This is a genomic window from uncultured Ruminococcus sp. (assembly GCF_946415235.1).
Taxonomy (GTDB): Bacteria; Bacillota; Clostridia; order Oscillospirales; family Ruminococcaceae; genus Ruminococcus.
In genome coordinates, this window is sequence record NZ_CAMKRR010000161.1 from 1 (window position 1) to 4,092 (window position 4,092).

General features: G+C 47.4%; 8 protein-coding genes. All 8 read left to right on the forward strand.

Features of this window, described 5'->3' with window-relative positions; genetic code table 11:
- The coding region (locus tag Q0R37_RS15305; protein WP_294755463.1) for a phage portal protein at positions 1-254 on the forward strand (254 nt) is incomplete at its 5' end.
- A complete protein-coding gene (locus tag Q0R37_RS15310) occupies positions 247-1,047 on the forward strand; it encodes a head maturation protease, ClpP-related (protein ID WP_294755465.1) in 801 nt (266 codons plus the stop codon). The genes Q0R37_RS15305 and Q0R37_RS15310, both read left to right, overlap by 8 nt.
- A gap of 13 nt (positions 1,048-1,060) precedes the next feature.
- Positions 1,061-2,254 carry a phage major capsid protein gene (locus tag Q0R37_RS15315; RefSeq protein WP_294755466.1) on the forward strand — a complete coding sequence of 398 codons (1,194 nt, stop codon included), beginning with the start codon at positions 1,061-1,063 and terminating at the stop codon, positions 2,252-2,254.
- Positions 2,251-2,523, forward strand: coding sequence for a head-tail connector protein (locus Q0R37_RS15320; protein WP_294755467.1), 273 nt, complete (start codon positions 2,251-2,253; stop codon positions 2,521-2,523). Before Q0R37_RS15315 ends, Q0R37_RS15320 begins: the two co-directional genes overlap by 4 nt.
- Positions 2,523-2,876, forward strand: a complete 354-nt coding sequence (locus Q0R37_RS15325) for a phage head closure protein (RefSeq protein ID WP_294755469.1) — start codon at positions 2,523-2,525, stop codon at positions 2,874-2,876. The genes Q0R37_RS15320 and Q0R37_RS15325 overlap by 1 nt, the downstream gene beginning before the upstream one ends.
- Positions 2,863-3,231, forward strand: coding sequence for an HK97 gp10 family phage protein (locus tag Q0R37_RS15330; protein WP_294755473.1), 369 nt, complete (start codon positions 2,863-2,865; stop codon positions 3,229-3,231). The genes Q0R37_RS15325 and Q0R37_RS15330 overlap by 14 nt, the downstream gene beginning before the upstream one ends.
- Positions 3,228-3,545 carry a hypothetical protein gene (locus Q0R37_RS15335; protein WP_294755471.1) on the forward strand — a complete coding sequence of 106 codons (318 nt, stop codon included), beginning with the start codon at positions 3,228-3,230 and terminating at the stop codon, positions 3,543-3,545. Before Q0R37_RS15330 ends, Q0R37_RS15335 begins: the two co-directional genes overlap by 4 nt.
- Before the next feature lie 2 nt (positions 3,546-3,547).
- Positions 3,548-4,092, forward strand: a 545-nt coding sequence (locus tag Q0R37_RS15340; protein WP_294755472.1) for a major tail protein, incomplete at its 3' end; no start/stop codon positions are given.

The following is a 4,092-nucleotide window of genomic DNA, read 5'->3' on the forward strand; positions in this document are numbered from 1 at the left end:
CCGAAAAGGGGCGCTATTTCATTAAATTCAATGTGGAAGGTCTGCTGCGCGGCGATTATGCAAGCCGTATGCAGGGCTATGCGACTGCAAGGCAGAACGGCTGGATGTCGGCAAACGATATTCGTGAGCTGGAGGATATGAATTCTATTCCCGAAGAACTGGGCGGAGACCTTTATCTCTGCAACGGCAGCTTCACAAAATTACAGGACGCAGGTGCAGCTTACATAAAAAAGGAGGAAAAACCTGATGAATAACAAGTTTTGGAACTGGGTAAAAAACGAAGAAACCAACGAATCTGAGCTCATTTTCAACGGGCCTATTTCAGAGGATACATGGTTCGGAGATGAGATCACTCCGGCTATGTTCAGAAACGAACTGTCAAAAATATCCGGTGATCTCACGGTATGGATAAACTCTCCCGGCGGAGATGTTTTTGCAGCTTCGCAGATATACACCATGCTTCGCAATCATAAGGGCAAGGTTACAGTCAAAATTGACGGCATTGCGGCAAGTGCTGCTTCTGTGGTTGCTATGGCAGGAGATGAAACTCTCATAACTCCCACTGGCATGCTTATGATACATAACCCTGCCACCATTGCAATGGGCAATAAGTCCGACATGGAACAGGCTATAAGACTGCTTGATGAGGTTAAGGAGAGTATCATAAACGCTTACGAGGAGAAGTCTCACCAGTCACGTGCCAAGATAGCCCATATGATGGACGAAGAGACATGGCTCAATGCAAAAAAGGCTCTAAGCATGGGACTTGTCGATGGCATTCTTTTCGAAGACGATAACCACCATAATACGACAAATAACGACTCTCCCGCAGGTGATGAACCAGCTGAAAACGCTCCCGATTCGGACGAGTCTGACGATGATGAGAGTAAGCTCAAACGGCGTAAAACCGAAGATATTGCCGCTATGTCATACTCAGCTACTTCTGCTATGGACAAGCTTATGAAGAAGATTTCCGCATCATATACACCTGTTGCAGGTACACCAATTGACCAGCTGGACAAGAGATTGTCTCTGCTGAAACACTAAGGAGGAATATGTAATGACTATTCAGGAACTCAGAGAAAAAAGAGCAAAGGCATGGGATACAGCCCGTGATTTCCTTGATTCAAAGCGTAATGCAAGCGGCCTTCTCTCAGAGGAGGACAGTAAAACATATGATACACTGGAACAGACAATAGTTGACCTCGGCAAGGAAATCGAGCGTATGGAAAGAGCAGAGCATATAGGTCAGGAGCTTTCAGCGGCTACTACAACGCCTGTTGTGGGAACTCCCGGCGCACATGTAGCTGATATGCCAAAACATTCTACAGGTTCAGATGAATACAGCAAGGCTTTCTGGAACAGTGTCCGTAACCGTAACTGGATTGATGTCCGCAACGACCTGCAGGTGGGCGAAGATACCGAGGGTGGCTATCTCGTACCGGATGAGTTTGAGAAAAAGCTCATTGAAGCCCTTGAGGAGGAAAATGTATTCCGTCCACTTGCTACAAGAATACAGACTTCAAGCGGCGATAGAAAAATACCTGTTGTAACATCAAAGGGTGAAGCGGTATGGATGGAGGAGGAAGAGGCATATACTCTCTCCGATGACTCCTTCGGTCAGCTCTCGCTCTCTGCATACAAGGTGGGCACGGCTATAAAGATATCTGAGGAGCTTATCAACGACTCCGTCTTTGACCTTCCCGCTTACATTGCAAAGGAATTCGCCCGTAGAATCGGTGCAAAGGAAGAGGAAGCATTTGTCGCAGGCGACGGCGTAGGCAAGCCTACGGGCATTTTCGCGGCTTCTGGAGGCGCTCAGGAAGGTGCAACCTCAAGCGGAGCTACAATCAGCTTTGATGACATGATAGAGCTGTTTTATTCTATCAAGAGTCCATACCGTAAGAAGGCTATCTGGCTTCTCAACGAGCAGACCGTCAAGGCTCTCCGTAAAATCAAGGACAACACCGGCAACTATATCTGGCAGCCCAGTGTTTCCAACGGTATTCCCGATACTATACTCAATCGCCCCTATGTAACTTCCGTTTACGCACCTACAATAGAAGCAGGCAGTAAGGCTATCGCATTCGGTGACTTCAGCTATTACTGGATAGCAGACCGTCAGGGACGCAGCATAAAGCGACTTAACGAGCTTTTCGCCATGAACGGTCAGATAGGATTCCTTGCTTCACAGCGTGTGGACGGTAAGCTCATACTTCCCGAAGCTGTAAAGGTGCTGACTATGAAGGCATGATAACACTTGCTGAAACCAAGAATTATCTCCGTGTAGACCACTGCGAAGATGACAAGCTCATCATATCTCTTATAGACACGGCAAAGCGCCTAGTGAAAGATGTGGGCAGAATGAACGATGCTACACTTGCGGCAAATGAGGAAACCTCACGGCAGGCTATGCTGTATACTGTATCATACCTCTACGAGAACCGCAATACTGCTGACTACCATAAGCTGACTCTTACACTGAGGGCGCTTTTATTTGCACAGAGGGAGGGCATTATCTGATGGAAATAGGAATTCTTAATCAGCGGATAACCTTTCTCGAGCACCATACCCAAACAGATAGTATCGGCAATCATAAGGCTCAGTGGGAGGAGGTTTTCTCCTGCTGGGCAGCCGTTACTCCTAAGTCATCAACTGAAACTACAGAAGCCGGTGTCACAAAGGAAATTTATTCCATAGAATTCATAGTACGACAAACCGCTGATACTATGCGGATAAATCCGACAACGCACAGGGTTCAGTTCCGTGGACTATCATATAACATTGACGGTATACTGCCGAATTACAAGTCCATGGACTATATGAAAATAACGGCAGGTACAAGAAGGGCTGGTGAACAGGATGACTTCTATTGATGACATGGCAGATGTAATTATGAAAGGTCTGGCTGAATACGCAGATCTTGCTGATACGGAAATGAAAAAGGCTGTCAAAAAGACAGCTGCTAACGTTAAAAAAGAAATATCAGCAAATGCTCCGAAGCACAGCGGCGGATACGGCAAGAGCTGGACGGTCAGAAAAACAAGAGAGAACAGCCATACGCTTGAAATGACAGTTCATTCCAGGAACAGATATCAGCTTGCACACCTTCTTGAAAAAGGTCATGCCAAGCGTAACGGTGGTCGTGTATCCGGCAAGCCGCATATTGCGCCTGCGGAAGCACAGGGCGAGGAACTGCTCACTCGTATGATTGAGGAGGCGCTGTCATGACCTACGAAGAAATTAAAGAAATGATACAGGAGACAGGGCTTTCTTTTGCCTATCATCATTTTGCAGAGGGTGAATCTCCGCACCCGCCCTTTGTTATTTTTCTTTCTCCCGGAGAGGACACCTTCGGCGCAGATAACCTGATGTATCACAGCTTCAAACAGCTTGATGTAGAGCTGTATACGAACGAAAAATCCCCCGAAGCAGAACAGCGAGTGGAGGAAGTGCTTACACAGCACAGTATATATTATACTAAAACCGAAAACTATATTGAGAGCGAAAAGCTCTATGAAGTCTTATACGAAATGGAGGTATAACAATGGCACTTCAGAAAAACAAGGTCAAATTCGGCCTTAATAAAGTACACTGGGCTAAAATCACGGCATGGTCAGAGGAAGGAGTACCGACCTTCGCAACGCCAGTACGCCTGCCAGGTGCAGTTTCCCTGAGTATTGACGCTAACGGCGAGAATGAGAACTTCTATGCCGACAACAGCGTTTATTATGTTATCAACAATAACGCCGGCTACACTGGCGACCTTGAAATCGCGCTTATCACAACCGACTTTGCTACAGCGATTCTCGGTGAGCAGCTCGATGCGAAGGGCGTTCTGGTGGAGCGTAATGATGCAGAAACATCGCAGTTTGCACTCATGTTCGAGTTTGACGGAGACAAGAACCACATCCGCCATGTGCTGTACTGCTGCTCTGCATCCCGTCCTGCGACAGAGGGCGAGACTACCGAGGAAAGCAAGTCCGTCAAGACGGAAAAGCTCTCCCTCAAGGCATCGGCGCTGCCCAACGGTCTGGTGAAGTCCAAGACCTGCGAAAGCACCGACCAGACCACCTACGACAACTGGTACAA